This is a genomic window from Pelomonas sp. SE-A7 (assembly GCF_030345705.1).
GTDB lineage: Bacteria > Pseudomonadota > Gammaproteobacteria > Burkholderiales > Burkholderiaceae_C > JAUASW01.
The window spans coordinates 1085962-1109588 of sequence record NZ_JAUASW010000001.1 but is presented as its reverse complement, the minus strand read 5'-3'; the positions used below and the strand labels follow the sequence as shown (position 1 = coordinate 1109588).

21 protein-coding genes are annotated in these 23627 nt (G+C 70.7%); 3 read left to right on the top strand and 18 right to left on the bottom strand.

Annotated features, from left to right (window positions below; all coding sequences use genetic code 11):
* Position 1: 1 nt before the first annotated feature.
* The 6 genes from QT382_RS04900 to QT382_RS04875 form a co-directional block, all read right to left on the bottom strand.
* Positions 2 to 3112: an efflux RND transporter permease subunit gene (locus QT382_RS04900; RefSeq protein ID WP_289252925.1), complete on the bottom strand. Its 3111-nt coding sequence runs from the start codon at positions 3110 to 3112 to the stop codon at positions 2 to 4.
* Positions 3113 to 3122: 10 nt separating this feature from the next.
* Positions 3123 to 4223, bottom strand: coding sequence for an efflux RND transporter periplasmic adaptor subunit (locus tag QT382_RS04895; protein ID WP_289252924.1), 1101 nt, complete (start codon positions 4221 to 4223; stop codon positions 3123 to 3125).
* On the bottom strand, positions 4220 to 4753 hold the full coding sequence (locus tag QT382_RS04890; protein ID WP_289252923.1) for a hypothetical protein: 534 nt from the start codon (positions 4751 to 4753) through the stop codon (positions 4220 to 4222). The genes QT382_RS04895 and QT382_RS04890 overlap by 4 nt, the downstream gene beginning before the upstream one ends.
* Positions 4750 to 5970 carry a TolC family protein gene (locus tag QT382_RS04885; protein WP_289252922.1) on the bottom strand — a complete coding sequence of 407 codons (1221 nt, stop codon included), beginning with the start codon at positions 5968 to 5970 and terminating at the stop codon, positions 4750 to 4752. Before QT382_RS04885 ends, QT382_RS04890 begins: the two co-directional genes overlap by 4 nt.
* Before the next feature lie 103 nt (positions 5971 to 6073).
* Complete coding sequence (locus QT382_RS04880; RefSeq protein WP_289252921.1) at positions 6074 to 6430, bottom strand: DUF2946 family protein; 357 nt, start codon at positions 6428 to 6430, stop codon at positions 6074 to 6076.
* Between the two features lie 24 nt (positions 6431 to 6454).
* A complete protein-coding gene (locus tag QT382_RS04875; protein ID WP_289252920.1) occupies positions 6455 to 7243 on the bottom strand; it encodes an esterase/lipase family protein in 789 nt (262 codons plus the stop codon).
* Positions 7244 to 7402: 159 nt separating this feature from the next.
* Between QT382_RS04875 and QT382_RS04870 the strand changes: the two genes are divergently transcribed.
* Positions 7403 to 8863, top strand: coding sequence for a B12-binding domain-containing radical SAM protein (locus tag QT382_RS04870; protein ID WP_289252919.1), 1461 nt, complete (start codon positions 7403 to 7405; stop codon positions 8861 to 8863).
* Here the strand turns inward: QT382_RS04870 and QT382_RS04865 are convergent.
* Complete coding sequence (locus QT382_RS04865; RefSeq protein WP_289252918.1) at positions 8860 to 9879, bottom strand: phosphoenolpyruvate carboxykinase (ATP); 1020 nt, start codon at positions 9877 to 9879, stop codon at positions 8860 to 8862. The two genes, QT382_RS04870 and QT382_RS04865, sit on opposite strands and share 4 nt — an antisense overlap.
* Positions 9880 to 9922: 43 nt before the next feature.
* Here QT382_RS04865 and QT382_RS04860 point away from each other — a divergent pair, with 43 nt between their 5' ends.
* Positions 9923 to 11155 carry a nucleotidyltransferase family protein gene (locus QT382_RS04860; protein ID WP_289252917.1) on the top strand — a complete coding sequence of 411 codons (1233 nt, stop codon included), beginning with the start codon at positions 9923 to 9925 and terminating at the stop codon, positions 11153 to 11155.
* Here the strand turns inward: QT382_RS04860 and QT382_RS04855 are convergent.
* Positions 11150 to 12265: a glycosyltransferase gene (locus QT382_RS04855; RefSeq protein ID WP_289252916.1), complete on the bottom strand. Its 1116-nt coding sequence runs from the start codon at positions 12263 to 12265 to the stop codon at positions 11150 to 11152. The genes QT382_RS04860 and QT382_RS04855 overlap by 6 nt on opposite strands.
* A gap of 41 nt (positions 12266 to 12306) precedes the next feature.
* Between QT382_RS04855 and QT382_RS04850 the strand changes: the two genes are divergently transcribed.
* Positions 12307 to 13146 (top strand): class I SAM-dependent methyltransferase, encoded by an 840-nt coding sequence (locus tag QT382_RS04850; protein ID WP_289252915.1) that lies wholly within the window; start codon positions 12307 to 12309, stop codon positions 13144 to 13146.
* On the opposite strand, the gene QT382_RS04845 is transcribed toward QT382_RS04850, so the two are convergent.
* The 10 genes from QT382_RS04845 to QT382_RS04800 form a co-directional block, all read right to left on the bottom strand.
* Positions 13107 to 14561 carry an oligosaccharide flippase family protein gene (locus tag QT382_RS04845; RefSeq protein WP_289252914.1) on the bottom strand — a complete coding sequence of 485 codons (1455 nt, stop codon included), beginning with the start codon at positions 14559 to 14561 and terminating at the stop codon, positions 13107 to 13109. The two genes, QT382_RS04850 and QT382_RS04845, sit on opposite strands and share 40 nt — an antisense overlap.
* On the bottom strand, positions 14558 to 15667 hold the full coding sequence (locus QT382_RS04840; RefSeq protein ID WP_289252913.1) for a glycosyltransferase family 4 protein: 1110 nt from the start codon (positions 15665 to 15667) through the stop codon (positions 14558 to 14560). Before QT382_RS04840 ends, QT382_RS04845 begins: the two co-directional genes overlap by 4 nt.
* Before the next feature lie 23 nt (positions 15668 to 15690).
* Positions 15691 to 17199, bottom strand: a complete 1509-nt coding sequence (locus QT382_RS04835; RefSeq protein WP_289252912.1) for a B12-binding domain-containing radical SAM protein — start codon at positions 17197 to 17199, stop codon at positions 15691 to 15693.
* Positions 17196 to 18350: an amidohydrolase family protein gene (locus QT382_RS04830; protein ID WP_289252911.1), complete on the bottom strand. Its 1155-nt coding sequence runs from the start codon at positions 18348 to 18350 to the stop codon at positions 17196 to 17198. The genes QT382_RS04835 and QT382_RS04830 overlap by 4 nt, the downstream gene beginning before the upstream one ends.
* Positions 18347 to 19030, bottom strand: a complete 684-nt coding sequence (locus QT382_RS04825; protein ID WP_289252910.1) for a class I SAM-dependent methyltransferase — start codon at positions 19028 to 19030, stop codon at positions 18347 to 18349. The genes QT382_RS04830 and QT382_RS04825 overlap by 4 nt, the downstream gene beginning before the upstream one ends.
* Positions 19027 to 20055, bottom strand: a complete 1029-nt coding sequence (locus QT382_RS04820) for a radical SAM protein (RefSeq protein WP_289252909.1) — start codon at positions 20053 to 20055, stop codon at positions 19027 to 19029. The genes QT382_RS04825 and QT382_RS04820 overlap by 4 nt, the downstream gene beginning before the upstream one ends.
* The gene (locus QT382_RS04815) at positions 20042 to 21142 is read right to left on the bottom strand and encodes a porin family protein (protein WP_289252908.1); all 1101 of its coding nucleotides are present in this window, start codon (positions 21140 to 21142) and stop codon (positions 20042 to 20044) included. The genes QT382_RS04820 and QT382_RS04815 overlap by 14 nt, the downstream gene beginning before the upstream one ends.
* Positions 21139 to 21582: a hypothetical protein gene (locus tag QT382_RS04810; RefSeq protein WP_289252907.1), complete on the bottom strand. Its 444-nt coding sequence runs from the start codon at positions 21580 to 21582 to the stop codon at positions 21139 to 21141. Before QT382_RS04810 ends, QT382_RS04815 begins: the two co-directional genes overlap by 4 nt.
* 114 nt (positions 21583 to 21696) lie before the next feature.
* A complete protein-coding gene (locus tag QT382_RS04805) occupies positions 21697 to 22428 on the bottom strand; it encodes a TorF family putative porin (protein WP_289252906.1) in 732 nt (243 codons plus the stop codon).
* Positions 22428 to 23567, bottom strand: coding sequence for a S8 family peptidase (locus QT382_RS04800; RefSeq protein ID WP_289252905.1), 1140 nt, complete (start codon positions 23565 to 23567; stop codon positions 22428 to 22430). The genes QT382_RS04805 and QT382_RS04800 overlap by 1 nt, the downstream gene beginning before the upstream one ends.
* Positions 23568 to 23627: the final 60 nt, after the last annotated feature.

Genomic DNA, 23627 nt, shown 5'->3' with positions numbered 1-23627 from the left:
TTCAAAGGGCTTCGCTGCTGGCACGGGCCAGCAGGCGTTCGGTGGCGCGGCGTCCATAGCGCGCGTAGAGCAGCGGCGTGAGCAGAGTGTCCAGCAGGGTGGAGCTGACCAGGCCGCCGAAGATCACCACGGCCACCGGATGCAGGATCTCCTTGCCCGGCGCATCGCCGGCCAGCAGCAGCGGTGTCAGTGCAAAGGCCGCGACCAGGGCGGTCATCAGGACCGGCGTCAGCCGCTCCAGCGAACCCCGCACGATCATGGCCTGGCCGAAGGTCTCGCCCTCGAAGCGACAGAGGTTGACGTAGTGGCTGATCTTCAGGATGCCGTTGCGGGTGGCGATGCCGGCCAGCGTGATGAAGCCCACCAGGGTGGCCACCGACAGGCTGACCCCGGCCAGCCCCATGGCCGCCACGCTGCCTATCAGGGCCAGCGGGATATTGGCCATGATGATGGCGGCCAGCACGACCGAGCGGTAGCGGGTGTAGAGCACCAGGAAGATCATCGCCAGCGACACCAGCGAAAGCCCGGCGATCAGCCGCGTCGCCTGCTCCTGGGCCTGGAACTGGCCCTCCAGGCTGATGAAGCTGCCGGCCGGCAGCTCGGTGCGATCGATGACCTGGCGGATGTCGGCGATCAGGTGGGCCATGTCGCTGCCATCGCTGTTGGCATAGACCACGATGCGGCGCCGGCCGTTCTCGCGGCCTATCTGGTTGGGCCCGTCGGCCTCCTCGATGCTGGCGAAGCTCGAGAGCGGCAGCTTGCCGGCCGGCGTATCGACCAGCAGCTGGCCCAGCTCCTGCGGCGTTCGCTTGCTCTCGGGCAGGCGCAGCACCAGGTCATAGCGCCGGGCGCCGTCCACCACCTGGGCCAGGTGGCTGCCGTCGGTCAGGGCCTGCAGCAGGCGCAGCGCCTCGCCGGGCGCGAGGCCGGTGCGCGAGAGCTGCTGCGGATCCAGGCGCACCAGCAGCTGGGGAATCAGCACCTGCTTTTCCACCGTCAGGTCCACCAGGCCCGGCAGCTGGCTCAGTTGTCCGCGCAACTGCTCGGCCAGGCCGCGCAGGGCATCGGTGTCGTCGCCGAAGGTCTTGATCGCGATCTGAGCCCGCACGCCGGACAGCAGATGGTCCAGCCGGTGCGAGATGGGTTGGCCTATCGCGACCTGGGCCGGCAGCTCGGCCAGCCGCGTGCGGATCGCTGCCATCACCGCCTCGCGGTCGACCTTCTTGTCCTTCTTCAGGTCGATGTCGATCTCGGACGAATGCACACCCTCGGCATGCTCGTCCAGCTCGGCCCGGCCGGTGCGCCGGCCGACCTGGCTCACGCCGGGTACCGCGGCAATCAGCTGCTCGGCCTGCGCGCCCAGCCGGTTGGCCTCGGCCAGCGAGGTGCCGGGATTGAACAGCAGGGACAGCACCAGCGAGCCCTCGTTGAAGGCCGGCAGGAAGGCGCGCGGGAAGAACGGCAGGCTGGCCGCCGCCAGGCCCACGGCCAGCAGGGCCGCGACTATCAATCGCTTGCTGCGCGGGAAGGACCAGGCCAGCAGCCGCTCGTCCCAGCGCTTGAGCCGCGCCACCAGCGGGCTGTCGCCATGGTCCAGCTTGTCCTTCAAGCCGGGCAGCAGGAAGGAACAGAGCACCGGCGTCACCGTCATCGACACCAACATCGAGGCCAGGATGGAGACGATGTAGGCGATGCCCAGCGGCGCGAACAGCCGGCCCTCGATGCCGGGCAGGGCGAACAGCGGTACGAAGACCAGGACCACGATCACCGTGGCGTAGACGATTCCCGAGCGCACCTCGATGCTGGCCCGGCGTATCACCTCCAGCAGATGCAATGGAACGGCCGCCGTGCGGTTGGCCTTGAGCCGGCGCAGGATGTTCTCCACATCGACGACGGCATCGTCCACCAGCTCGCCGATGGCAATCGCCAGGCCGCCCAGGGTCATCACATTGATCGACTGGTCCAGCAGCCGGAACACCAGGGCCGTGACCGCCAGCGACAGCGGAATCGCCAGCAGCGAGATCAAGGTGGTGCGGGCCGACAGCAGGAAGGCGAACAGCACCAGGGCCACCATCACGGCCCCGTCGCGCAGGGCCTCGCCGACATTGCCTATCGAGGCCTTGATGAAGTCGGCCTGGCGGAACAGCACCGTGGGCGCGGCCAGGCCTTTGGGCATGCCTTGCTTGAGCTCGGCCAGGGCGGCCTCGATGTCGCGGGACAGGCGCACCGTGTCGGCGCTGGGCTGCTTCTGCACGCTGACGATGACGGCGGGTCGGCCCTGGTAGCCAGCATCGCCACGCTTGACGGCGGCGGCAAAGCGCACGTTCGCCACCTGCTCCAGCCGGACCGCGCGGCCGTCCTTCCAGGCCACGGCCAGGGCCTGCAGGTCCTCGAGCTTCTTGCTGCGCGCCAGATGGCGTATCAGGTACTCGCGGCCGTTCAGGTCCACGAAGCCGCCACCGGCATTGCCTGCGTAGCCCTTCAGCGCCTGCTCGACCTGGCCCAGGTTGAGGCCCAGCTGGGCGAGGCGCTGCAGGTCGGGCTCGACCCGCAGCTGCCTGACTTCGCCGCCAATCGGAATGACCTGGGCGATGCCGGGGATGCCCAGCAGCCGAGGCCGCAGGATGAAGTCCGCATACTCGCGAGCCTGCATAGGGTCGGCAGCGCTGCCTAACGGCAGCGCGATCAGCATGATTTCGCCCATGATGGAGGAGACCGGGCCCAGGGTCGGCGCGATATCGCCCGGCAACTGGCCGCGCAACTGGGCCAGACGCTCGGCCACCAGCTGGCGGTTGCGGTAGATGTCGGTGCCCCAGTCGAACTCGGCGTACACCACCGACAGGCCAACGCCCGAGGTCGAGCGCACCCGGCTGACGCCGGGCATGCCGTTGAGCGCGGTCTCGATGGGGAAGCTGACCAGCTGCTCCACCTCCTCGGGCGCCAGGCCGCCGGCTTCGGTCAGCACGGTGACCACGGGCTTGTTCAGGTCGGGGAACACGTCGATGGGCGCGCGCCAGGCGCTGATCAGGCCATAGGCCATCAGCAGCGCGGCGAAGGCCAGCACGAAGAGCCGGTTGCGCAGGCTGTTGTTGACGATCCAGTTGAAAAGCATGGCTCGTTCCTCAACGAATCTGGGCGACCAGGGCCGCGCCCTGGACCAGCACGCGCTCGCCACCGGCCAGGCCCTGGGTCACCAGCAGGCTGGCGCCATCGACCGCCTGCACCTGCACCGGCTGGGCGCGGAAGCGTTCGGCCGAGGTCTTGACCCAGACCATGGGCTCGTTGGCCGGGCTGCGCACCACGGCCGCGGCCGGCAGCAGCACGCCGGGCCGCCTGTCCTTGAGCTGGACGATGACCGAGACCGGCTGGTTCAGTGCCAGCGCCGACTGATCGCCGCGCAGCCGGAAGCTGAGCGGCAGCACGCCGTCGCGCAGGCTGCGGGCCGCGCCCAGCAACTGCAGCTCGGCGCCGCCTTCCTGCAGCCGGGCCGAGGCGATGCGAGCGGCAAGTCCGGCATCGGTGCTGCCAGCCTCGACGATCCAGCGTGCTGGATCGACGATTTCGACCAGGACCTCGCGGGTCTCGACGATGGCGCCTATGCGCAGATCGCTGCGGGCCACGATGCCGGCCACCGGGGCGACCAGGGCTTCACGCGCGCCCAGGCTGGCGGCGTAGCTCTGCTCGCGCTGGGTCAGCGAAGCGAGCTCGATGCGGGCCGCTTCGATGTCCTTGCGCGGCACCGTGCCTTCCAGCGATTCGAACCGCCGCAGCTTCTTCTCCGCCAGTTCGCGGGCCGCCTGCAGCTCGTCGCGTTGCGACTGCTGGGCGGCGCGCGCATAGGGCTCGGCATGGTGGCGCACATAGGCCAGCACCTCACCGGCGCGCACCGCCTGGCCCGGCAGCGGCAGGCCGCGCGGACCGGCCTCGATGCGGCCGCCATGGGCCGACTGCACTTGGCCGCTGGCGCTGGGGTCGCTGCTCACGCGGCCCGGCAGCAGCACGGTGGCGGCAGCCTCGCCGGTGGCCGTCACCACGGTGCGCAGGGCCAGGCGGCGCTGGGCCGGCTTGGGCACCTGCACGCTGCCGTCCGGCAGGCGCATCAGGCCGTCGCCGGCCGCGCTCGCTTTGCCTTCACCATGGTCGTCGCCGCCATGGGCTTGCGCTGCCGGTGGCGACAGCAGGGCCGCGATCAGAAGCAGGGATTGCAGGAGCTTGTTGTTCATGCCCGACCTCCGCGCTTGCGAGCGATCCAGACGCCGCCCAACAGCGGCAGGGCCAGCAAAGCCCACCACCAGCGCCGGCCGCCGGCATCGCCATGCTCGGCATGCACACCACCAGCCGCGCCGGGCGTGCCCACCTTGAGCACGCCGTCCAGCAGGTCGGACTCCGAGCCGGCGATCACGGTGATCACCAGCGCATGCTCGCCGGGCGTGGCGAGCAGCTTGAGCAAGGCCGGGTCCTCGATGCTGTAGTCGCCGTGCTCGGCGTGGAAGGCGGCCTTGGCCTTGCGGCCGCCGCTTTCCACCTCGACGCTGGCCTGGAGCAACGGCTCGTTGCTGGCGTAGCGGTCAATCAGCAGCGAGAGCTCCTTTGGCTGCAACCGGGCGACCAGCTCGAACAGCTCGGAGTGCGCTTCCACGCGCGGGACTGAGCCGGCGGCAGCGGCGGGTGCCGCGCCATGGTCGTCGCCATCGTGGGCGAAGGCGCCGCTGCAGGCAAGCAGCAGGGCCGGGATGATCAGCTTGGTCTTCATGGGAGCACTCCCAGCGATTGCAGAAGGCGCGCCCGGGCCAGGCCCAGGGCGGCTTGTTGACGGGTGGCGGCGGCCTCGGCCTGGGCGGCGGCGGCGAGGGCGCGCAGCAGCTCGGGCAGGGCGGTCTCGCCGGCCTTGAAGGACTGGTCCAGCCACTGCGCGCGCTGGCGCAGCAGGCCGGCGCGTTCGGCTTCCAGCGCGGCCTGGCCCTGGGCCGTGCGCAAGGCTTCGCGGGCCAGCAACTGGTCGGCTTGCAGCTGCAGCCGCAGGCGTTCGCGCTGGGCCAGGGCCAGGTCTTGTTCGGCCAGGGCGGCGGCCTGCTGCGGCTGGCTGTGGGCCTCGCTGCCGAAGGGAATGCGCAGCGACAGCTGGACGCTGTGTTGCCCGGCCTGGCCACCACCCGGGCGTTCCTGGCGCAAGCCCACGCCCAGCTCCGGCGCGGCCATGCGCTGGCTGCGGACCTGGGCCAGGCGCTGGCCAGCACGAGCCACGGCCGCCTCGGCCAGGGCCTGCTCGGGATGGGGCGCGGCGGCCGGGCGTTCGGCATCTTCCGGGTCCGGCGCCTGGAGCTGACCGGTCAGCAATTGCCAATGGCTGCGCTGCGTGGCCAGCTGCAGCTCGGCTTCGCGCTGCGCACCGGCGGCGGCCAAGGCCTCGGCCCGCGCGGCCAGGCCATCGGCCGGCGCCAGGTCACCGGCGGCGACGCGGCGCTGCACGTCGGCGGCCAGGCGGTCCAGCAGCTCGCGCTGCAGTTGCGCTTGATGGGCGTCGCTCTCGAGCAGCTTGAGTTTCGCAGCCTGTTCACGCAGCTGGCCGGCCAGGCGCAAGCGGGCCGCTTGTTCGGCTGCGCGGGCCAAGTCGCGCTCGGCCTGGGCGGCCAGGCCATTGGCCTCACGCTGGCCGGGACGCCAGATGGGCAGGGCCAGGCCTATCTCGGTTTCGCGCTGGCTGCTGGCGCCGCCGCGGCCTTCGAGCTGGCTGAGGCTGGCGCTGGGCGGTGCGGCCAGCCAGGACGAGGCCAGCTGCTGTTCAGCCTGGACGCGTCGCTCGCGGCCCTGGGCCTCGGCCGCTTCCAGCGAGCGCTGCCAGGCCGCGTCCAGGGCCTGGGCCAGGGTCGAACCAGCATTGGCGCTGCCCGCCGTTGCCCCGAGGGCAAGCAGCCAGGCCGCGCACCATGGCCGGGGGCGCCATGGATTTGCAGGGGAATGGGATTTCATCGATGACCATCATTCGAACGGTGGGTCAGGCGGCGCGGCGGCACGCTGCAGCCCGGAAGGGCATGCAGACGCACCGCGACAGCAAGCCGCGGCCAGCGTGGAATCAGGTCGTCTTGGGAGGTCGGTCCAGCCCCGGCAGGCAGGGCAGGGGCGGCTCGACGGCCGCCAGCTCCAGCGGCGCAGCGGGGCGCAGCATAGGCAGGTTCAGGGCCAGCAGGTCTGGCAGCAGGGCGACGCAGAACATGCAGGCATCGTCCATCGCATGCTGGGTCGAGGCCGTGGACTGATCCTTGTGCAGGCCGCCATGCTCGTCATGGTGATGGTGGGCCTCGCCCTTGAAATGCATCAGCGCATGCTGCTGGGCCTGGCCCTGGCGGACCAGCACCTCGACCCCGGCAAAGGCCATCGACTGCCAGCAGAGGCAGACGGTGAGCAGCAGGGCGAGGGCGCGGCGGAGCATGGGCGGCAGTGTAGCGGAGCAGGGCTAGCCGAGCAGGCCGGCCAGGTCGGCATAGCGGTTCAGCAGGGCCGGATCCACGTGGCCGAACATGGCTTCGAACAGGGTCGGATGGCCGCTGGGCCAGCCGACGGCGCCGCCATGGTCGACCGGCCAGGTGATCAGCTCATGGCCTTCCAGATGGGCCGAGCGCAGGCTGACCACGCCGTCGTTCGGCAGCTCCACGCTGAACAGATTGCCCAGCTCGCGGAACACCAGGCCCTGGTAGCCGGCCTGGCCGGCATCGCAGAACACATCGATGTAGCGGACGCCGGCCTGGTCGGGTTCGGCCGGCTTGGGCCGCACGGCCAGGTCCTCGACCCCGCCGGCATGGGCGCGCGCCAGCAGGGAAAGCGCGCCTGGCAGATGCCCGACCGGGTTGATCCAGCTGCTGGCCACCGGCGAGCCCAGGTGGGGCGTGCCAATGGCGACCAGGGTCTTGATGCGCTTGCGCAGCTGCGGGTCCACGCGCAGCAGATGGCGGGTGTCGAGCCCGCCGAGGCTGTGCGCGATCACGTGCAGGTCGCCCTGCGGCCAGGCGGCGTGGATGGCCTGGCCCAGGGCCGCGGCGCGTTCTACCACCCGGCCGGCCGGCGGCACCTGGGGCTCTATCACCTCATGGCCCAGCGACTCCAGGTGCGGCCTGACGCCATGGAAGTAGGCGCCGCGCTGGCCCAGCGCCCAGTTCGGCGCCCAGGCCAGGCCGCCGAAGATGCCGTGGGCGAGGACGATGCGGTGACGGGCCATGGAATCGCTCTCCTTGGTCTTGTCGTTCATGCGCGGGCGCTGCGGCGACGCTATCGAAAGCCCGTCCGGCCTGCAAGCCGCTGTTGCGCGCTGTTGCGTGAATGCGCCTTGAACCTGCCGGACGGTGGGCGGCATTCACTGCGGTGCCGGTGGTCGAGACGAGCCCGGCCCAAGCAGGGAGCTTGTTGCATGCTGTCCATCCTGGTCGCCCATTCCTACTTTCTGCGCTTCGACGGCAAGCAGTACGAGCGTGCCAAGCCCTATCCGCCGCTGGCCACGCTGCAGGTCGCCGCCTTGCTGCGTGCCCAGGGCCATGGCGTGAGCCTGTTCGACGCCATGCTGGCCGAGGGCGTGCACGACTTCGAGGCCAGGCTGCGCCAATGCTCGCCCCAGCTCGTGCTGCTGTACGAGGACAACTACAACTACCTCAGCAAGATGTGCCTGGGTGCCATGCGGCGCGCGGCGGCCGAGATGATCGCCCGGGCCCGCCAGGCCGGCTCCCGGGTCATCGTGGCCGGCTCCGATGTCAGCGATGCGCCCGGTCCGTACCTGCAGGCCGGTGCCGATGCAGCCCTGCAGGGCGAAGGCCATGGCGCCCTGCAGGCGCTGATCGAGCGCCTGGAGCAGGACCCGGACCAGGAGGCTGCCGACCTGGTCGCCGGCCTGGAGGGCGTGCATGCGCTGTTCGAAGGCCGGCCGCGCGAGCCGGGGCCGGGTCTTGCCTCGGCCAAGGTCGTGGCCCTGCATCCGCCGCGCCGCCAGGACGAGATGGCCGTGGCCTGGGACCTGGTCGACATCGAGAGCTACCGCGCCATCTGGAGCTCCGCCCATGCTCGCTTCAGCCTCAACATGGCGGCCTCCAAGGGCTGCTCGTTCCGCTGTGCCTGGTGCGCCAAGCCGATCTGGGGCAACCGCTATCAGCAGCGCGAGCCGCAGGCCGTGGCGGCCGAGATGCTGGAGCTCAAGCGCCGCTTCGCGCCCGACCACATCTGGTTTGCCGACGACATCTTCGGCTTCAGGGCCGACTGGGTGCTGGACTTTGCAGCGGCGCTGCAGGACGGAGGCGGTGGCCTGCCGTTCACGATCCAGAGTCGGGCCGACCTGATCACGCCGGCCATGGCCGAGGCCCTGGCCCGCGCCGGCTGCAGCGAGGTCTGGATCGGTGCCGAAAGCGGCAGCCAGCAGGTGCTGGACCGGATGAACAAGGGCACGACGGTGGAGCAGATCCTCGAGGCCCGGCGCCGCCTGGGCGAGCAGGGCATCCGCGTGGCCTTTTTCATCCAGCTGGGCTATCTGGGCGAGCAGCTGGAAGACCTGCTGGCCACGCGCCGCCTGGTGGTCGAGGCCCAGCCCGACGACATAGGCGTCAGCGTCAGCTATCCGCTGCCCGGCACCCGCTTCCACGAGCAGGTGCGTCGGCAGCTGGGACCCAAGACCCATTGGGAAGACAGCGGCGAGCTGGCCATGATGTTCCACGGCCGCTACAGCACCGAGTTCTACCGCGAGGTGCGCGACCTGCTGCATGAGCAGGTTGGCCTGGACGGCGCTCAGGCTGCCAGCAGCGAGGCACGGCAGGCCCTGGGTCGGCGCTGGTCCTCCTTGCTGGCGGCCGAGACCGAGCACCGCAACCTGGCGGGCTCACTGGCCTAGGGCGATGGAGAGGCCTGTGCCAGCAGTTCGCGCAGCCGCTTGGCGCTTTCACGCGGAGGGCCGCGGCGCTTCAACGCATAGGCCGGCACATGGCTGAGCTGCTGCAGAAATTCGGACCAGCCGGCCTGGCCCCGCGCATAGGGCTGGCTTTGGGCCAGCGCTTCCGACCAGGAGCCCGCAGCGAGCGGGCGCAGGGCCGGGCCCTCGTCGCAGGGGCTGCCATCGACGAAGACCAGGCCGCAAAGCCGCAGCGGCTTCGTCGCCAGCGGTCCGGACGTGCGGCGCAGGTCCAGCTCCTGCTTCTCGACGCCGCTGCGCCGGCTAATGCGCGGCGCGGCACGAACCTGGGCCAGCAGCTCGGCGTCGTCGATCAGGGCCAGGGCATCGTCTCGCAGGTGCAGGAAATTGGGGATGCCGACCAGGCGCAGATCGCCCGGCGTGATGAAGCTGGCGTCCTCGGTCAGGAAGTCCAGGCCTTCCCGCATGGCGTGCAGGGCGAGCATCGACTTGCCGGCGCCGCTGCGCCCCAGCAGCAGCAAGCCGCGGCCCTCGGTCCCGACGCAAGCGGCATGCAGGGGCACCAGGCCGCGCACCCGGGCCGCCAGCGTGAAGACGGCGAATTCCAGCAGCTCGTAGCGAGCGTTGTACGCATGGGCAAGCATGCCACGCGAAATAGTCACCAGGGCCTGGCGCTGGGCCGGCACCACGAGGGTGTGGTTGTCGGCATCGACCAGGGCGCACAGCAGGCCCGGCCCGCCCTGCATCGTGGGCTCGGGCGGCAGCTGGGGCAGCGGCGCTCCTTCGCGCAGGCTCAGCCTGATGCTCAGGTCGGCGGGAGCCTGGTCCAGCTGCAGGGCCGGCAGGCCGGCATAGGCGGCATCGACCAGCTCGAACAGCTCGGGGCTGTCGCCAAGGAATTCGATGCTGCAGCCCAGCAGGTCCAGGCAGCGGCGCAGCGGCGTGGCGCGCTGCTCGCCGAAGGGGTCCAGCATCGAGGGCGAGGGGCTTTCGGGCATGGTCTTCATCTTAGGTTGGCGACGGGCAGCTCAAGGAGCGGACATGGGCAGCGATGACACGCAACTGCCCGATGTGAGGCAGCTCGAACAGGTCTTGCGCAGCACCACCTTGCGCCTGGCCAGCGAACTGGCGGCACCGCAGGACGAGGCGCCGGACTGGGATGGATTCGAATGGCGCGTGGCCCTGGCCGTGGTGGCCATCCATGGCATAGGCGCCTTGCTGGCGAATCGCTTGCGCTGGCAGGGGCCGCCGCTCTGGTCGGCCTTCCTGGCCGAGCAGCGCCACCATGGGCAGTTGCGCCAGGTGCGTATCGAGGACTTGCTGGCTCGCATCGACCACGAGGCGCGAGCCCGAGGCCTTGGCCTGCAGCGCCTCAAGGGCGCCGCCCTGCTCGAACTGGGTCTCTACGCCGCCGGCGAACGGCCCATGGGAGACATCGACCTGCTGCTCAATGCCGCCGACATGGAGGCCGCCTCGGCCCTGATGCGCGAGCTCGGCTACCGCGATGACTTCGATGGTTCGCGCCATCGCAGCTTTGCGCCGGGCACGCTGGCGGCCGGCCTGGGCTTTGGCGAGCATGAGGCCAACCCGCTGCGGATCGAGCTTCATGACCATGTGTCCGAGCGGCTGCCCATGCAGGAGACCGACCTCAGCGAGCTGATACGGGCGCCGGTGCTGGAGCCCGGCCTGAATCCCTATCCGGATCCGCTGTCCCTGATGCGGCACCTGCTGCTGCATGCGGCGGGCAATATCCGCACCCGCTCGCTGCGCCTGGTCCAGCTGCATGACCTGGCCTTGCTGGCCCCGCGGCTGTCGCCGGGCGACTGGGCCGCCCTGGTGACCGGGCCGCAGGCGCCAGGCGCCTGGTGGGCGATGCCGCCGCTCAGCTTGCTGGAGCGTCATTTTCCGGGCCGTCTGCCGCGCGATCTGCTGAAGATGCTGGCCGCCGATTGCCCGCCGCTGCTGCGGCTGAGCGTTCAGCGGCTGGACATCTTCGAGGCTTCGCTGTCCTGTCCCCGCATCGCTGCGTTTCCCGGGCTGGCCTGGTCGCGCACGCCGGGCGAGGCCCTGGGCCTGATGCTGGCCCGGCTGCGGCCGGACCGCGAGACCCGCGCCCAGATGCGGCATTCGGTGGCCACGCAGCCGGCCCTGGCCAATGCCGGCTGGACCGACCGCTCGCAGCTGCGCAAGCTGCTGCGCTGGACGCTGAGCCGGCCCTTGCGCGTGCCCACGCTGTACTCGCTGCGCTGCGCGCTGGCCTATGAGCCTTCATGAACGATGAGCCTCCAGCACCTGACCGTAGAGACGTTCGAAGGCCGCGGCCGTCCAGTCCGCATCCTCGCGGCGCGCCCGGCACAGCGCTTCATTCGCCAGGCGCAGCCTCAGGTCCTCGTCACCGGCAAGGCGCAGCACGGCGGCGGCCAGGGCTCGAGCATCGCCGACCTCGACCGCCAGCGCGGCGCCGGGCGCCCATTCGCGCAGATGGCCCACGGCCGTGCCGACGCCGGGCACACCGACCAGGCCGGCCTCCAGCAACACCAGAGGGCCGGCCTCGTGACGCGAGCTGACCAGCAGCAGGTCGGCCGCGGCCAGCAGCGGATGCAATTGCGACTGGGTCATGAAGCCGTGGAAATGAAGATGGTCGGCCAGGCCGAGCTGTCGCCCCAGTTGCTGGATGCGACCTTCGAGCCGGTCCTCGCCGACGATGTCCAGCCGGAACGCCAGGCCGCTGGCCTGCAGCTCCGCAACCGACTGCAGAAGCAGGGTCTGGTCCTTCACCGGATTCAGGCTGGCGACATGGATCAGGCGCAGCGGCTGGCCATGCGATCGGCGGCGCGGAGCCTGAGAAGGCCAGTGCTCTCTGTCAACGCCCAAGGGAATTCGCTCCGCCGTGAGCCCCAGTGCACTCAGCTGCTGAAGCATGGGCGCACTGGCGGCGCTGAGGCCGTCTGCGGCCCGCAGCACCCGGCGTTCCCGCCAGCGACCGAGGGGGCGAAGCGCGCCACCGTAGGCGATGTCGGGCAGGGCCGTCAGTTCGCCGCCGGCCAGATGGATCAGCGCCGGCAGGCCCAGCCAGCGAGCAGCCAGCACCGCACGCAGCCCGCAGCTGCCCGACCAGATCGAATGGACCAGGTCAAAGCGGCCGCGTCGGTGTTCAGCGCGGATCGCGAGCAGGCAGCGCAGCAGGGCCAGCCGGCCAGTGCCAATGTTGTGAACCTGGGCGCCCAGCAGCGGCCAGCCGGCTGGCGTGGCTTGCTGGCGCAGCGCGAACACATGCAGCTCATGCCGCTGGGCCAGCCTGCGTATCAAGGCCAGCAAGGCGGGCACGACCCGCCGTTCGGCCGAGCTGTCGACCCCGCCCGGCACCACCAGCGCGATCTTCATGCCCGCCACTCCTTCTTCTTCATCTTCAAGCCCTCGACCCCATGGACAAGGCCCTGACTCCTGAACTGGACCGGCAACTGGCCGATACCCGCGCCGCCTTCGACAGCGTGGCCGCCGACTACGACGGCCCGCGCGGCAACAACGGCGCGATCCAGGACATGCGCACCGAGATGTGGCGCTGGCTGGACCGCTGCTTCACTGGCCCGTCGCGCCTGATCGACATAGGCTGCGGCACCGGCCTGGATGCGGTGCGCATGGCCGGGCAGGGTCACAGCGTCTGGGCCACGGACTGGTCGCCCGCCATGGTCGAACGCACCGCCGGCCGGGCGCAGGACCAAGGTCTGGCTGAGCGAGTGCGCGCCCTGCTGCTGGGTGCGCAGGAGCTGGCGCGGCTGGAGGGCGACGGCCAGTTCGACGGCGCCTATTCCAACCTCGGACCGCTGAACTGCGTGCCCGATCTCGACGAGCTGGCCCGGCAATGTGCCCGCCTGCTCAGGCCCGATGGCCAGCTGGCGTTCACCGTGATCGGGCGCTACTGCCCCTGGGAGATCGGCCACTACGCGCTGCAGCGGCGCTGGTCGCGCATCGCCGTGCGCTTCACCCGCGACACCGTGGCCGTGGGCATGAACAAGCACCGCATCTGGACCCGCTACTACACGCCCGACGAGTTCTACCGTGCCTTCGCGCCGCATTTCGAGCTGGTGCACCGCCGCGGGCTCTGCTTGTTCGTGCCGCCGCCTTACCTCGACGGCCTGCGCCAGCGTCATCCGCGCTGGCATGAATGGCTGTGGCGCCTGGACAGGCGCCTGGCCGGCTGGCCGGGGCTGCGAGCGATGGGCGATCATTTCCTGATCGTGATGAAGCGCCGCGGCCCGCCCTGAAACTGGGCGGCCAGCGGATGGCCGCTCAGCTGCAGGCTCAGCAGCCAGACGGCCAGCAAGACAGGCAGGGCCAGCATCAGCCGGACCGTCGAAGCCAGGCCGGACAGGACCTGCAGCAGCAAACAGGCTGTTGCCAGGCAGCTCAGCAGAACCAGCAGGCTGGCCTGCAGCGCCCGGGCCAGCGACCGCCATGAGATGCCCAGCCAGCGCTGCTGCAGCCAGGCCAGCAGCGGCAGGCCTAGCAGGCCGGCGAACATCAGCAGCCAGGCCATCGAGGCCGCATCGGCGACCACGAGCCAGTACAGCAGCGCCAGGCGCAGCAGCAGGCTGAAAACCGGTGGCCAGACCGCCAGGCCGGGGCGACCGGTGGCGCTCAGGGCCGTGCCCAGGTAGTGGAAGGGCAGGGCCAGGGCGGCGGCCAGGGCCAGGGCGGGGATGGCCGGCGCCGCGCCCAGCCAGGCCGGGCCGTAGAGCAGGCCCAGCAGGTCCTCGCCGAAGACCGCGGCCAAGGCCAGCACCGGCCAGGCCACGCCGGTCAGCAAGGCCGTGGCCTGCAGCAGCAGCGGTGCCAGCGGACGTTGGGTATGGTGCTGCTCGGCCAGCTTGGGCAAGGCGCCGAAGCTCATTGCCGGACCGGCCAGCGCGGTGAACAGCTGGGCCAGGGTCGAGGCCCTGGCATAGAGGCCGAGCTGGGTCGGTCCGCCCAGGCGGCCCAGCAGCAGGCCGGGCAGGGCCTGGTTCAGCTGATTGGCCAGACTGCCCAGCATGCTGCCGCTGCCGAAATGCAGCAGGGGCTGCCAGTGCCGGGTTGACGGTCGCCAATCGAAGTCGGCCGGCTTGAGCCGCAGATGGGCGAGGCTGCACACGACGATGGCCGCCACCGAAGCCCAGGCCAGGCTGAGCGGCCCCCAGCCCTGCCAGGCCAGCACCAAGGCGGTCAGCGCATGGGCTGTGCCGCCGAGGCGGGCGACCAGGGCGATGCGAGATGCGGCGAGCTCGCGCTGCTGCAGGGCCGCGACCAGGGTGCTGAACGGCAGCAGCAGGAATCCCAGTGCCAGCACCTGCAAGGTGTCGGCCAACTCGGGCATGGCGTAGTAGCGCGCCAGCGGATCGCCGGCCAGAGCCAGCAGGGCGGCCGACGAGAAGCCGGTTACCAGCAGAAAACCGAAGCAGGAGGCCAGCTGCTCGCGATCCAGTGATGACTGACGCTGCAAGTAGGTGGAGATGCCGAAATCACGCAGCAAATGAGCGAAGCCGGCCAGCAGAGCGGCGAGCGCGTAGACCCCAAGTTCCGCCGGCGTCAGCAGGCGTGCCAGCAGCAGGGACAGCACGAAGGCCGAAACCTGGGCCAGGCTGCTCGAGGCCAGGTTGATCAGAAAGGCCTGGCGCCAGGCCTCGGGCGTCGTTGGCTTCATGGCAGGAGCAGGTCCTCGTAGATCGAGACCAGGCGGCGCCCCAGGGCCTGGGGCGACAGCTCGCTCTCGAAGCGCTGCCGCGCCGCCTGGCGAAGCGCCGACGGCGGGCGGCCGGCCAGGGCCAGCAGGGCGGCATGCAAGGCATAGGGATCGCCGGCTCGCCACAGGCGGCCAACCGGCTCGGGGCCGGCCAGGGCGCGGAAGGCGGGGATGTCGGTCACCAGCAGCGGCAGGCCGCAGGCCAGGGCCTCGATCACGCTGTAGCCGGTGCTTTCGCGCTGGCTGCCTTGCACCAGGAAGTCGGCGGCGTTCATCCAGCGCTCGATCTCGGCATGCGGCAGGCGGCCGAGCAGCTGCACTCGGCCGGCCAAGCGGCTGTCGCCGGCGATGCGGGCCTGCACCTGCTCCAGCAGCGGTGCGCGGTCGAAGCAGCACCACAGCTTCAGGCCGGGCAGTTGCTCGCTGGCAAGGGCCAGGCCGTCGAGCACGGTCAGCGGGTCCTTGTTGGCGTCCAGGTGGGCGACCCACAGCAAAGCCGGATCACCGACCAGGCCGGTGGCGCCGCGGGCCTGAAGCCGGTCGCTCACGCCGAAACGGCTGCTGGAGCCGGGCAATTCGTAGATGCGGGTGGGCGGCTTCAGCAAGCCTTGGCGCTGCCAGGGCACGGCCTGCTCGCGCGAGCAGAACAGCAGGCCGCGAGCCGACGCCAGGGCGCGCCGCGACTGCAGATGCCGCCACCAGCGCCGCGCCGGCTGGTCGGCGCGGTCCTGCAGCAGCAGCGGCCGTCCAGGCAGCTCGGTGGCCAGCCAGCTCGCCTGGGCCGGAAAACCCAGGCCCTGCAGATGCAGCAGATCGGGCGGGTCATCCTGCAGCAGCTGCAAGAGCGCCAGCCGGTCGCGGCGCTTGGCCATGGGCAGGAAGCGGTAGTCGATGCCGCCGCGTCGCAGCTGGTCCGGCCGCCGACTCGCTTGCAGCACCTGGACCGAAGCGCCGGCCGCGGCCGCCGATTCGGCCAGCTCGACAACGGTGGGCCAGGCGTTCAGCAAGTCTTCGGCCGCCCGCTCGGCCGGGTCGGCATGGAAGCTGATCTGCACCACCTTGAGCATGGCTGGCTCCTGCGCTGGCTGGATCAAAGGCTGGACAGCTGCGGATCCCACAGCCTGACCATGCGCTGCAGCAGCTGCAGTTCCCAGGGCCGTTCGTAGCGTCCGAAGCGATAGCGCCAGGCCGCGCTGGCGCTGAGGGTGCGGCGCTGCCAGGAGGGCGCGCGGATGTCGGTGACCGTGGGGAAGCGGCAGCCGAGCACGGTGGTGAAACCGCGGATCCGCTCCAGCAGCCGTTCGCTGACCCAGGGCGCATTGCGGTGGCACCAGTAGGCCACCCAGGCCGGTTCGGCCCAGCCTTCGACATGGTCCGGAAAGCGCACCGGCTGGCCCTGCAGGTCGCGTAAGGGCGTCGCCGCCAAGGGCGCGCGGCCGGGGCCTGGTGCCGTCGGCAGCGGCGTGTTGATGTGCAGCATGATTTCGGCGGCCGGATGCAGTCGCTTGATGCGGCGAATGAAGTCAAAGCAGCGCTCGGTTTCGCCCTCGGGGTCATGCGGAGGCGCCAGCATGAAGGACAGCTCGGGGATGACGCCGTGTCGGCGGCATTGCTCCACGGCGGCCAGTGTCTGGTCCACCTGGGTGCCCTTGCGCATCTCGCGCAGCAGCTGCGGATTGGGCGTTTCGGCGCCTATGTAGGCCATGCGCAAGCGGCTGCGCCGGACCAGGGCCCAGGCCGCTTCGGACAGCTGGGCCAGCGCATCGGCGCGGGCATAGCACCACCATGGCAGGGCATGGTGGGCCAGCACCTCGAGCAGGGGCAGCATCGCGCTTTCGCGGTCGAAGAAGTTGTGGTCGTAGAACTGCACCGAGTCGGCGCCGAACTCGGCTTTCAGATAGCCGAGGTCGCGGTCCAGGCGCTCGGCGCCGGGCAGGGCGGTCTTGCCCCGGAACATGGCGGCCACGCCGCAGAAAGTGCAGCGGTAGCGGCAGCCCAGTGCCGCCTGGTAGCCGGTGGTGCGCCGGCCGAGGTAGGTGGGCCTGAGGTACTGCTGGGGCTGGTCAACACCGTGGTAGTCCAGCGGCTGCTGCAGCGACTGGGCCGAGAACGCGCGCTCGCGGTTGTGCACCAGCTGGCCCGCGTGCCGCCAGGACAGGCCATCGATGGCTGCCAGCGCCTCGGCCGCAGCGCCGTCGTCCAGCGCCCGCAGCAGTTCCGCCAGCGTGGCCTCGCCAGGGCCGCGGACCACCTGGCTGACCGGGCTGTCGCCATTCAATGCCGCGTCCGGGCAGATCGTCGGAAAGTAGCCGCCCCAGACGATGGGCAGGCCGGGCAGCGCTTGCCGGATCGCCCGCGAAGCGGCCAGGGCGCTGACCAGCTGGGGCCCGCCCATGACGCTGAGGCCCACGGCCGCGAAGTCGCCGCTGGCCAGCAGGGCCGTCGCGCGTTCCGCGAAATCGGCATGGACGTTGCCGTCGAGGATCTGCACCGGGCGGTCCGCCCGCAGGGCCGTGGCCAGCTGCATCACCGCCAGCGGGAAGCGCGGCTTGGAAGTGATGCGCGGATTGATCAGCAGCAGCGGCTTGCGGGTCTTCATGCCAGGGCCTCCGCCGGCCTGGGTTCCAGCACCAGGCCGGGTTCGCTGATGGCTGCGCCTTGCAGTGCCTCGACCAGCGAGCGCTCCAGCGATTTGGGTCGGCCGTCGACTTGCACCGGCAGCAGGCCGGGTCCGCCTGCGCTCGCGAAGGCCGGGTCAGCGCAAAGCATGCGGCCGCCGACCATCACCAGCCGCAGGTCCGCACGCTGCGCCTCACTGAGCTTCAGGCCGCGGGGCAGCACGAGCAGATCGGCGCGCAAGCCCGGCAGCAGCCGGCCGCGGTCGTTCAGGCGCAGACGTGCGGCCGCCTGCGAGGTCAAGAGTGCTTCGAGTCCGGCCTCGCTCAGCCCGGCCAGTTCGCGCGCCAGCGGCAGTTCGGCCAGCAGGTCGCGGCCGCCGCTGATGCGTGAATCGCTGCCCAGCAGCAGGCAGCCTCGCTCCAGCAGCGGGCGGACTTCCGGCGTGCGCTGGAACAAGTGCAGGTTGGAGCCCGGGCACCAGACCAGGCAGGCGCCGCGCTGCATCAGCCGCTGCTGCTGATCGGCGCTCAGGGCCAGGCCATGGACCAGCACGGTGTTGGCGGCGATGCAGCCCAGGCGGTCGAGCTGCTCGAACTCGTCGCCGCTGTCCAGGCCTTCGGCGGCGTGGATGATCCAGGGCTGCTCGGGCGGCGTGGCCTGGAAGGAGCGCCGCACGTGCTCGGCACCGTCCAGTTCCAGCGAATGCGACCAGCCATAGGACCGCAGCACCTCGACCGGAAAGCCTGGTTCCAGCAGCGACGGGTAGAGCGGATCGTGATGGACCACCGTGGTGGCGCCGCTGAGCAGGTTCTTGAGGCCGCCGATCAGCAGGCGCTGCGCGCGCGGGATCGCCTGGTTGGCCCGCAGCAATGGATCCTGGCTGCGGCGTGCATCGATGTCGGCTATCCAGTCGCCCACCCGCTCGTACCGCTGCCGGTAGCTGAGGCGGGGCAGGGCATTGAGCTGCAGATGCTCATGGGCATTGATCAGCCCGGGCAGCAGGCGGTCACCCTGCAGGTCGATGACGGTCTCGCCGTGGGCTCCAGGGCCGGCGGCATCGACGATGAGCCCGCCGAGCACGCGCAGCCGGGCCTGTCCCGGCGCACCGCCGTTGACGAAGAGCAGGCTCATGACAGGCCCCGTTTGCGCAGGCGGATGGCCAGCACCAGGGCGACACCGGGCCAGCGCGCGGCGACTTGCGGCCAGGCATCGAAGACCCTGCCATGGCCCTCGCCGGGCCTGACCTCGACGAGCGCTTCCATTTCAAAGCCCACGCTGTCCGCAGCCGCTTGATGCTGGTGCAGCTCGTGGATGCGGTGCTTCAGCACGTGCAGCACCTGGTCGCTGTCGACGAAGGTGCGCGTCATGCCGGCCTGGGCGGCTTCGGGATGGAAATCGGAATAGACCAGGATGGCGCCGGGCTTCATCACCCGGGCCAGGCCGGCGAGCCAGGCGCCGAGATCGGGCGCATGACCGACCGCCAGGCCGGCGGTCACCAGCTCGAAGCTGGCAGCGCGGAACGGCAACTTCATCATGTCGGCGCGCAGCCGTGCAAAGCCGCCGGCATGGTCCAGCATGCCGCTGGACAGGTCGCTGCCCACGACCCAGGCCGCGCCGCGCTGCCGAAGCAGCCGCACATAGCGGCCGGTGCCACAGGCCAGGTCCAGCGCGATCAGACCGCGCGGCGAGGGCAGCAGTTCCAGCATCGCCGCCTGCTCGGCCTGCATCAGCGCGTTGTGGGCCAGCGGCGGATAGCTCTCGGCCCAGCGGTCATAGGCCGGCAGATTGGCCAGCGCGTAGGCCTCGTTCATGCCGACATCTCCAGCTGCCGCGCGAGCTCCGCCGGATCGCGCCACATCGAGCAGACACAGCGCCTGCATTCGGGCCGCTGGCCGCAGCGAATGGACTCGCGCAGCTCGCGCATGGCCGGGCTGTTGAGCGACTGCTCCAGCGTCGCGTCCGTCTGGCCGGCCGGGCCGGCGATGAAGAAGCAGGGCCGCAGCCGGCCGCCGGCCTCGAGCACGGCCGAGAACTCCGGCGCATTGCAGCGCACCGGCGGGTATTCGCCCTGGCCCAGCAGCGCCCGGTAGTGAGCGGCGATGCGGCGCAGCTTGGCCGGACTCTCGGCGATGAAGCCGCTGCGGAAGTCGTGCTCCAGCGCCGTTTCCATCCGGTCTATCAGCCGCTCCAGCGCCTCGACTTCCTCGATCCGCAGGGCCAGGCCCGCGGGCTGCTGCGTCAGGGCGATGCGGCCGAAGGCCTGGGGGTTGCCCAGGTCGGCGGCGAGAAAGGAAATGCCGCTGGCACCGCATGCATGCGCCAGGGCCACCAGCTCGGGCAGCTGCCTGAAATTGCGCTGCTGCACCGTGCAGCGCAGCAGGGCCGGCCGACCGAATTGCGCGGCGGCGCGCAGTCCCTGGCAGACCACGTCGAAGGCATCGACGCCGCGGATCGCGGCATAGGTCTCGGCATCGGCACCGTCCATGGACACGGTCAGCTTGTCGAACAGTGAGCTCACCGCCGCAGCATGCTTGGCCAGGGCCAGGCCCGCCGTGAGCAGCCACAGCTGCAGGCCTTCCGACTTGAGCAGGGTGGCGATCTCGGCCCATTGCGGATGCAGCAGCGGTTCACCCCCCGAGACCAGCACGGCCCGCGTGCCCAGCCGCTGGAATTGCGGCAGCAGTGCCTGTACAGAGGCCAGGCTCAGCTGGTCGCGGCCGTGGCGCCAGTAGTCGCAGCTGGTGCAGCGCGAATTGCAGCGCTCGGTCAGGTAGAGCGTGACCAAGGGCAGGGCCCGCAGCCGCGCTTGCGACGCGAGGACGTCAGAAGAAGCCATGCAGCTCCAGGAAGCTCTGGCGCCGGTTGTCGAAGGCGTTCTGCGGGATGCCGTCATGGCGCCGGAGGCCGGCCCGCAGCTGCAGATAGGGAATCGGCGTGTACTCGTAGACCAGGCTGTGCCGGACCTTGCGGTCATGGGCCACGCGGCGGTCCGGGTCCAGGCTCTCCAGCGTCAGCTTGAGGTTGTGGCCCTGGGTGATCAGCCAGTTCGCCTCGGCCAGGCTGGCGAGCATGCGCCGCCGACCCTCGGGAAATCCTTCATCGCTGACCAGGTCCAGCTCGACCAGGTAGCTCACCGGCCCCTGGTTGGCGCCGGCAAACACGCCGATGGCACGCCGGTCGCCGGCCCGGGCCGCCGTGCTGGCCCAGGCCAGGCCGAGCCGCCCCCAGTCCTGCAGATGGACCAGCTGGGCGCCGAGCTGGTGGCCCGAGCCCATGCCCTTGTTGCCGGGGCCTCGGGTATAGCTCAGTTGGGCTGACCATTGATCGCGTTCCAGGCCCAGTTCCACGCCCTTGTCGGGCACGCTCATGTTGATGCCGCTGGTCGAACGCACCAGGCTGCTGCTGTCCTGCAGCCGCCAGCCGAAGGGCAGGTAGAACTGGCCGGCCTTGAGATACCAGGCCTGGCCTTGGGTGGCGAGCCGCAGATAGGCTTCCTGGCGCTGGGCCTTGCCCGGCGCGACCGATTCGTCCAGCACCAGGGCCGCATGCTCGGACAGCAGCTTCAGCTCGCCGTAGAGGCGGAACTGGTCGGTGCCGCTGTCGCGCTGGCTGGCCTGGCCGGGCATGCTGGCGCGCTGCTGGCTGCCGCGGTAGTCGCCGCCCAGGCGCAGGTAGTCGGTGACGGCGCCATTCCAGCGGTACCAGTCTTCGGGCAGCGTATTGGCCGGCAGCGAGCGCTGAGCAAACGCATTGCCCAGGGCATTGCGCAGGCCGCCGCCAGTGGCGTTGACATGGCAGGCGACGCACTTGAGCCCGGCTTGCACGGCCAGATAGGGCTCGGCCCGCAGCGGCAGCAGCAGGCCGAACAGGCCCAGCATCAGCAGGCCTCGGAGCAGGCGCAGCAAAGAGTGGGTCTTGCTCATCGCGGGGCTCCGTTGCTGATCCATTGGCGGATCTTGGCGACCGTGTCGGCATCGAGGTAGGGGCCACCCAGGGGCATGCGGGCTCCCACGGCGGCATGGCCTTCCAGCTTCTGGATCAGATAGCTCTGGTCCGGGTTGCCGGCGAGTACGCGGCGCAGCGAGGACACCTCGACGGCGCTGACGCCGACCAGCATGTCGTAGCTGTTGGCCGCATCCAGCCGCAGGCCCTGGGGCGCTGCGGCGCCGGCATGGCAGGCCGTGCACTTGGGCGTGAACACATGAGCCTGGATGGAAGCGTGGGTGGCGATCAGCGGTCCGCCCGGATCGGTTCCTTCGCCCAGGGGCCTGCCGTTGCTGTCCAGTCCCTCGCCGCTGCCGCCTCCACAGCTGGCCAGCAGGGCGGCCAACAGCAGGGACGCAAGGGTCAGTCTTGATTTCATGGGCCGTCCTTCGCGCCTTCGCCGATGGCGCTGCCCATGGATTCCGCGGCGGGTCGCGCCGGTTCAATCAATCCATCGATCAATCGATCAATCAATCGATCAAAGGGCCGGGGATCAGAACGCCAGGCTGCTGCTCAGCGTCCAGCGGCGCCGGTCCGTCTCGAACGGCCCGGCGTAGGGACCGCCGCGGCTGAGCGTCACATGGGCCAGTTGCAGCTCGACCTGGCCCAGGCGCAGGGCCAGGCCGCTGCGTGTGTCCAGCCGGCTGGGGCCATGAGGATTGCGGGTGTCGTCGCGCGTGCTCAGGTAGCCCAGGCCTACGAAGCCGTCCAGGCGCGCTGCCAGTGGCCAGCGCAGGCTCAGCTCGGCGTAGAGCGTGGACAGCGGCCTGCCGTAATAGCGCGGCGAGTGGTAGAGCCGGGCCTGCCAGCGTTCGCCCAGCAGGCCCAGGTAGAGCTCCTGGTAGTTGTAGAAGTCCTTGCCCGGGTAGTGGCTGGCGCTGGCGCCCAGCTCCCAGTCCAGGCCTGGAGCCAGCGGCATCACCCGGCCCAGGTAGCCGAGCAGCAAGCTGCTCTCGCTGCGCGCATAGAAGTCCACATGGCTGACCAGGGCGCCGCCATACCAGCCCTCGGTGCCGTCATAGGCCAGGTCCAGCTGGGCCTGCGGCTTGCCGGCACTCAGCGAGACGCCGCGGTAGCGCAGGTCGGAGTGCAACGAGACCGTGCCGCCCAGTTCGGCCTGGGCCGCCAGCGGCGCCGACAACGCGAGCCAGCAAGCGAAAGCGCGCAGACCGGGCCGGCCGCTGCGCGCTTGCTGGGGGTGGGGCGGCAGGACGGTGGTCAGCATCACTCCGGCGTTTTTACCAGGCGATGGCAATGGACGACCGTGCCGCTGCTGCTGCGCGCCAGCAGGCTGGCGCAGGCGTCGATGCGTCCGTTGGCGTCGGTGACCAGGGCGCCGCGACTGAGGGCTTCGCGGCTGCCGCCCAGCTCTCGCATCAGGGCCAGCAGGCCAGACACATGGGCGGCCGAGAACGAGGAGCCCGACACCAGGCCCCAGCCGGAGGTCTGGGTGCTGGGCACATCGCGTCCCGGTGCCAGCACCGCCCCGCTGGGCAGCGGCGGCGCATCGGCCACGGCGAGCACGCCGGGGTGCGAAGCCGGGAAGCTGGCCGCGCCGCGGTCCAGCGCTGCTACGACCTGCTGGCCGCGCGCCGTGGCCTGGTCGATCAGCGTGGCCAGCAAGCGGTCGGGCGGACCGGTCAGGCTCATATTGATCACCGGCGTGCCGCGCTGCAGGGCCGCGAGCAGGGCCTTGGCCAGGCTGAGGCTGGTGCAGAGGGTCTCGGTCTCGCTGCGCTGCACGCAGGCACGCAGGCCGAGCAGCCGGGCCTGGGGCGCAATGCCAATGCCGCCCTGGGCCGTGTCGGCCCGCGCCGCGATGATGCCGGCCACGGCCGTGCCATGGCTCTCGGCCGGCGTCGGGCGCTCGTCGACCAGGTTTTCGTTGGCGATCACCTGGCCGACCAGCTCGGGATGCTGGGCCGCGATGCCGCTGTCGATCACGGCCACCTGGACGCCGCGGCCGGTGGCCAGCCGGTGCAGTTCGGCCAGCTGCCACTGGCTAGCGGCCGGCTGGGCGGCGAACAGCGGCTTGTGCCGGGTGTCGGCCTGGGTGCGGAAAACCTGCATGGCCTGGGCCCAGGCGATGCGCGGGTCTTTGGCCAGCTGCTCGGCCACCTGCTGCGGCGGCCGGTCGTCGCCTGCGGGCAGGCGCATCACGAAGCAATCCACACCTATGGGCTGCATGGGCCAGTCGCGCTGCAGCTCCAGGCCGTGCAGCCGGGCCAGCTCGGCCGCCAGGCGCCGGCGGGCCGGCGAGCTCAGTCCTTCACCGTAACTGCCACCGTAGCCGCCACCGGGCCGGAAATGCGGCTTGGGCAAGGGCAGCATCACCAGCAACTGGCGCTCGGCTGCCTCGGCCATCGGCGGCTCTGGCTCGTCCGCCGCGGCTGCGGAGAGGCTGCAGGCCAAGGTCAGACTTGC

Excerpts from the sequence above, each read along its gene's own strand:
- QT382_RS04890 (WP_289252923.1), bottom strand. The coding sequence starts at position 4,753 with ATGAAGACCAAGCTGATCATCCCGGCCCTGCTGCTTGCCTGCAGCGGC.
- QT382_RS04855 (WP_289252916.1), bottom strand. The coding sequence starts at position 12,265 with ATGAAGATCGCGCTGGTGGTGCCGGGCGGGGTCGACAGCTCGGCCGAA.
- QT382_RS04830 (WP_289252911.1), bottom strand. The coding sequence starts at position 18,350 with ATGAGCCTGCTCTTCGTCAACGGCGGTGCGCCGGGACAGGCCCGGCTG.
- QT382_RS04870 (WP_289252919.1), top strand. The coding sequence starts at position 7,403 with ATGCTGTCCATCCTGGTCGCCCATTCCTACTTTCTGCGCTTCGACGGC.
- QT382_RS04900 (WP_289252925.1), bottom strand. The coding sequence starts at position 3,112 with ATGCTTTTCAACTGGATCGTCAACAACAGCCTGCGCAACCGGCTCTTC.
- QT382_RS04885 (WP_289252922.1), bottom strand. The coding sequence starts at position 5,970 with ATGAAATCCCATTCCCCTGCAAATCCATGGCGCCCCCGGCCATGGTGC.
- QT382_RS04845 (WP_289252914.1), bottom strand. The coding sequence starts at position 14,561 with ATGAAGCCAACGACGCCCGAGGCCTGGCGCCAGGCCTTTCTGATCAAC.
- QT382_RS04835 (WP_289252912.1), bottom strand. The coding sequence starts at position 17,199 with ATGAAGACCCGCAAGCCGCTGCTGCTGATCAATCCGCGCATCACTTCC.
- QT382_RS04880 (WP_289252921.1), bottom strand. The coding sequence starts at position 6,430 with ATGCTCCGCCGCGCCCTCGCCCTGCTGCTCACCGTCTGCCTCTGCTGG.
- QT382_RS04800 (WP_289252905.1), bottom strand. The coding sequence starts at position 23,567 with ATGGCCGAGGCAGCCGAGCGCCAGTTGCTGGTGATGCTGCCCTTGCCC.
- QT382_RS04815 (WP_289252908.1), bottom strand. The coding sequence starts at position 21,142 with ATGAGCAAGACCCACTCTTTGCTGCGCCTGCTCCGAGGCCTGCTGATG.
- QT382_RS04810 (WP_289252907.1), bottom strand. The coding sequence starts at position 21,582 with ATGAAATCAAGACTGACCCTTGCGTCCCTGCTGTTGGCCGCCCTGCTG.
- QT382_RS04805 (WP_289252906.1), bottom strand. The coding sequence starts at position 22,428 with ATGCTGACCACCGTCCTGCCGCCCCACCCCCAGCAAGCGCGCAGCGGC.
- QT382_RS04875 (WP_289252920.1), bottom strand. The coding sequence starts at position 7,243 with ATGAACGACAAGACCAAGGAGAGCGATTCCATGGCCCGTCACCGCATC.
- QT382_RS04850 (WP_289252915.1), top strand. The coding sequence starts at position 12,307 with ATGGACAAGGCCCTGACTCCTGAACTGGACCGGCAACTGGCCGATACC.
- QT382_RS04860 (WP_289252917.1), top strand. The coding sequence starts at position 9,923 with ATGGGCAGCGATGACACGCAACTGCCCGATGTGAGGCAGCTCGAACAG.
- QT382_RS04865 (WP_289252918.1), bottom strand. The coding sequence starts at position 9,879 with ATGCCCGAAAGCCCCTCGCCCTCGATGCTGGACCCCTTCGGCGAGCAG.
- QT382_RS04820 (WP_289252909.1), bottom strand. The coding sequence starts at position 20,055 with ATGGCTTCTTCTGACGTCCTCGCGTCGCAAGCGCGGCTGCGGGCCCTG.
- QT382_RS04895 (WP_289252924.1), bottom strand. The coding sequence starts at position 4,223 with ATGAACAACAAGCTCCTGCAATCCCTGCTTCTGATCGCGGCCCTGCTG.
- QT382_RS04840 (WP_289252913.1), bottom strand. The coding sequence starts at position 15,667 with ATGCTCAAGGTGGTGCAGATCAGCTTCCATGCCGACCCGGCCGAGCGG.
- QT382_RS04825 (WP_289252910.1), bottom strand. The coding sequence starts at position 19,030 with ATGAACGAGGCCTACGCGCTGGCCAATCTGCCGGCCTATGACCGCTGG.